This is a genomic window from Syntrophorhabdaceae bacterium, from assembly GCA_028713955.1.
Lineage (GTDB): Bacteria > Desulfobacterota > Syntrophorhabdia > Syntrophorhabdales > Syntrophorhabdaceae > UBA5609.
Genome location: JAQTNJ010000303.1, coordinates 1 through 3,361, shown reverse-complemented (window position 1 = coordinate 3,361; position 3,361 = coordinate 1). Strand labels below are relative to the sequence as shown.

Annotated in this window: 4 protein-coding genes; all 4 read right to left on the bottom strand. The window is 57.7% G+C overall.

Going from position 1 to position 3,361, the window contains the following annotated elements:
• On the bottom strand, positions 1 to 2,228 hold a 2,228-nt coding region (locus PHU49_16145), incomplete at its 3' end, for a terminase family protein (GenBank protein MDD5245541.1).
• Positions 2,170 to 2,640 (bottom strand): hypothetical protein, encoded by a 471-nt coding sequence (locus tag PHU49_16140; GenBank protein ID MDD5245540.1) that lies wholly within the window; start codon positions 2,638 to 2,640, stop codon positions 2,170 to 2,172. The genes PHU49_16145 and PHU49_16140, both read right to left, overlap by 59 nt.
• Positions 2,618 to 2,812: a hypothetical protein gene (locus PHU49_16135; GenBank protein ID MDD5245539.1), complete on the bottom strand. Its 195-nt coding sequence runs from the start codon at positions 2,810 to 2,812 to the stop codon at positions 2,618 to 2,620. The genes PHU49_16140 and PHU49_16135 overlap by 23 nt, the downstream gene beginning before the upstream one ends.
• Before the next feature lie 219 nt (positions 2,813 to 3,031).
• On the bottom strand, positions 3,032 to 3,361 hold a 330-nt coding region (locus PHU49_16130; GenBank protein ID MDD5245538.1), incomplete at its 5' end, for a hypothetical protein.

Below are 3,361 nucleotides of genomic sequence, written 5' to 3'. Positions count from 1 at the left end.
GTCCTCTTCTTCGACGTTCCGCTCTTGCCCTGTCGTTTCAACATCAATTCGCTAATCGCCCAGACGCAATTATGCACAAGTATTCCATTGGCATAATATTCAGGAACGTCTTGGACTTGGAGGTTATAAACCGGGGCCGTTCCCGCGTCGCAAAACCCACGAACACTTACGGGAACAGACTTTCTGGGGTTTAGATTTCTTGATATTGAACGTAGTGCCGCAGACAACACACTGGCGATCTTCGTAGTAGGTTCGGTTAGCATCATGCCAGCGTTGGTTACATTCTCTTGAGCAGAAACGGGCAGGTCTGCTGGGGAAGTAACCGCCAAATTCTTGGCCGCATTGCTCACATGTGCGCTGGTGTGTTTCTCGATCTTCCCAACTGCGTCGCCCTTGCTCACTGTGCCAAGCGATACCCTCGGAAGACCCATGCCATGCTGAAGCAAGTGGCCGAATCTGTTCGAGGTGCTGCCTTTTGCGGTCACTGCATTCGCCCTTGTGTTTTTCCGTGTGAGAGGCGCGGTCAACACATTCAAGATTGTCCAACTCATTATTGAGGGGATTGCCGTCCCTGTGATGGATAATGTGCCCTTGCGGGATAGGCCCATTAGCCGCCTTCCAAATCTCTTGATGCAGCATGCCGAGACCCTTCGCATGCCCTCCAGCGACCGGGCTGAAATAAACTTGGTGATTGCGCTTTGGCGAATCCGGGTATCGCGCAAACGTATTCCCATTGAATACGACTGTCTCTCTTTCCATACTTCTATTATATCATCCCATAACAGCGCGTCAATAGAGGTGAACCCCTTGCCTTGAACAAACACAGGATGATTTGCGGTTCCTGTCAATGTGCGCCCGTCCGAGAACGTCACAGTTCGCACGTTCGCCATTGAGTGAGTCATGCCAGCATGTATCACTTTTCGATATCCCCGTCTCGTGTTTACCAACATCCCAGAGCCTATGTCTTCAATCGGGATGTCACCCTTTTCGGTAGAAATCAATGTGCCCGCCACTAGACAAGCGTCCATCCTGTCCGGCGAGAAGTCTGCTTCGCCCGGCACGTAGGTACACATCTGATCTTCCAACTGCGGGAAGTTGCCAATGTGGTGAACCCGGTGCTGCTCGTACAACGCCGCTACGGGCTCCGCTCTGACCATCTTGCCCTTAGAGGCTCTAACGCCCTTGTAACTGACGTTGGAGTCCACCGTGCGTATGGTCTTCTCCACGAGGTCCCCGCCGTTGTTCACCTCGCCAACTATCCTGTCCCCCTGGTTGCCGTGATAGGCTCCGACAGCGACCCTCGCCCAGCCGTCGGGAGTGCGGCGCCCCGAGAGGTCGTCGAACACGTACGCATGACCGTTGGAGCACTTGGCCGCGACCACGATGCCCGTCTCGTCAGATTCGTCCGAGCTGGTAACCGCCGGATCTACGGCTACGACAAGCCGCACGATCTCGATACCCTTGGGGATCTCCATGACCCTGCACTCGTCGAGCAGCGCGAGCGTCCACAGGGCGCCGGGTACGTCGGTCAGCAGTTGGCCGAGTAGTTCCTGTCTCCCGAGTCGCGTCCCCTCGTAGGTCAGCACGTTCTCGCGATAGGCGGGCGCCAGGTTCTCCATGTTCTCGTAGGAGGTCCCGGTGGTGACCACCACGCCGTCCATCTTCAGCAACTCTCTGAGCTGCTTGATCGGCCTTGGCGTAGTCGTTATCAGAGCGCGGGCATCGCCGAGACGACAGCCAAACATCGCGTTCGACCATGCCTCCTCGGCGTATCTCCAGGAGGCAAGCTCGTCGGCCCAGATGAAATGATGGCTCGGCCCTCTGAGCTGGTCGGGCTTGTCGCCACTGAAAGTCTCGGCCTGTACGCCGTTCGGCCAGGTGATCCTTCGCTTTGACGGCTCGTAGTGCGGGTAGAACCATCTCGGGGAGCAGGCGAGAATCCCAGCCTCGCCCTCTATCATCGTCGATCGAAGCTCGCCGGCGGTCCTCGCTATGAGCCCCATCCTCGGCGCCGTACCCTTGTAAGCCAGATCACGGACGTACTCGGCGGCGGTGCGGGTCTTGCCCCAACCGCGGCCTGTCATTATCAGCCACTTGCGCCAGTCGCCGGAGGGGGGGAGCTGGTTGTCCCGCGCCCAGAACTCCCAGTCGTAGAGCAGCGCTTCCGCTTCATCCTGCGTTAGACTGCTGAGAACCTCCCGCCTCTGCTCGGTTGTTAGCGATAGCATCGAGTTTCTCAGCGAGCTTTTCGACAGGCACGTCAACGCTCATCTCTCCTCGCTCTGTAGGCTCGCCCAGGAGGAGAAGGATGTTCCGAGTAGCCGTCTCAAGGTCCTTGTAGTCCCGGGGGTTGATCTTGTCCGCGTCGAACTTCTCGATCCAGCGGTCTTGTGCGCCCCGCCATGCCTTGAGAAGGTCGGCCTTGAAATCGGCTATCGTTCGGTCAGTGGACTCCTCGACCCTGGCGCCTATCTTCGCCTCTCGCGTCTTGAGCCTTTCCTGCCAACCGAAGGCGCGGCTCCACTTGCTGACGGCTGCCCTCGAAACCGAGAATTGCCGTGCTACTTGTGTGATACTGCGTGCTACTCCCAGCCCCAGATAGTACTCGAACGCCTCTTTATGCCTGAGTGTCTCCTGCATTGATTCGTACCTGGCTTTCGAGTTCTTCGACCGTTACCTTGAGCGCCTTGTTGGAAAGCAATGTCAACTTCACGACCTCCGCAAGCTCTGACTGAGGGATATCCAGGACGAGCCGGCCGTCGCCCTTGCCGCTTATCCCGATCGCGGTCTTGATGTCGGGGATGCTAGCCACGAATACGACTTGCCGCGCGGACTTCTGCTTCGGCACTCTCTACCCTCTCCTCGAGTCCGTACTTCCTCGCCCATGTCCAGCGGCCCAGAGTGTGCGCCTCTGAATGGTGTACCCAGCAGAGCCAGATGATGTTCGCAAGAACCTCTGCTGCTCTGCCCCAGGACCCGCGGGTGAAAATGTGATGCTTCTGAGCGGGCCTGCCGCATATCTCGCAGTAGTTCAGAGCCGCGCCCGCTTCCGCTCGAGTTTCGCCCTGCCCTTCTCAATCTTGGCTCTCAGGCGTTCCTCCCGCTTCTGTACCCTTCGCACCATCTTGAGAGCGCGTCTCTGCTTTTTTGGGACTTCACAAACGGAGTCGAGAAGTTGGACTGCGGGTGAGGGAATCTCCCCGGCTCTGATGTACCCGCTGCCCTTCTTGCTGGTGATCTTGAACCCGTCAGCGTAGTATTCGCGCTCGATTTGAACCCTCAATGAATCCTCCAAAAGAAAAAGCCGCCCTCTCGAGCGGCGTATGGTCAGCCCTGCCCTTGTGAGGCAGGACCTGAGGGA

Bases quoted from the DNA above. Each gene is read 5' to 3' on its own strand.
- PHU49_16140 (MDD5245540.1), bottom strand. From the start codon at position 2,640: ATGCAGGAGACACTCAGGCATAAAGAGGCGTTCGAGTACTATCTGGGG.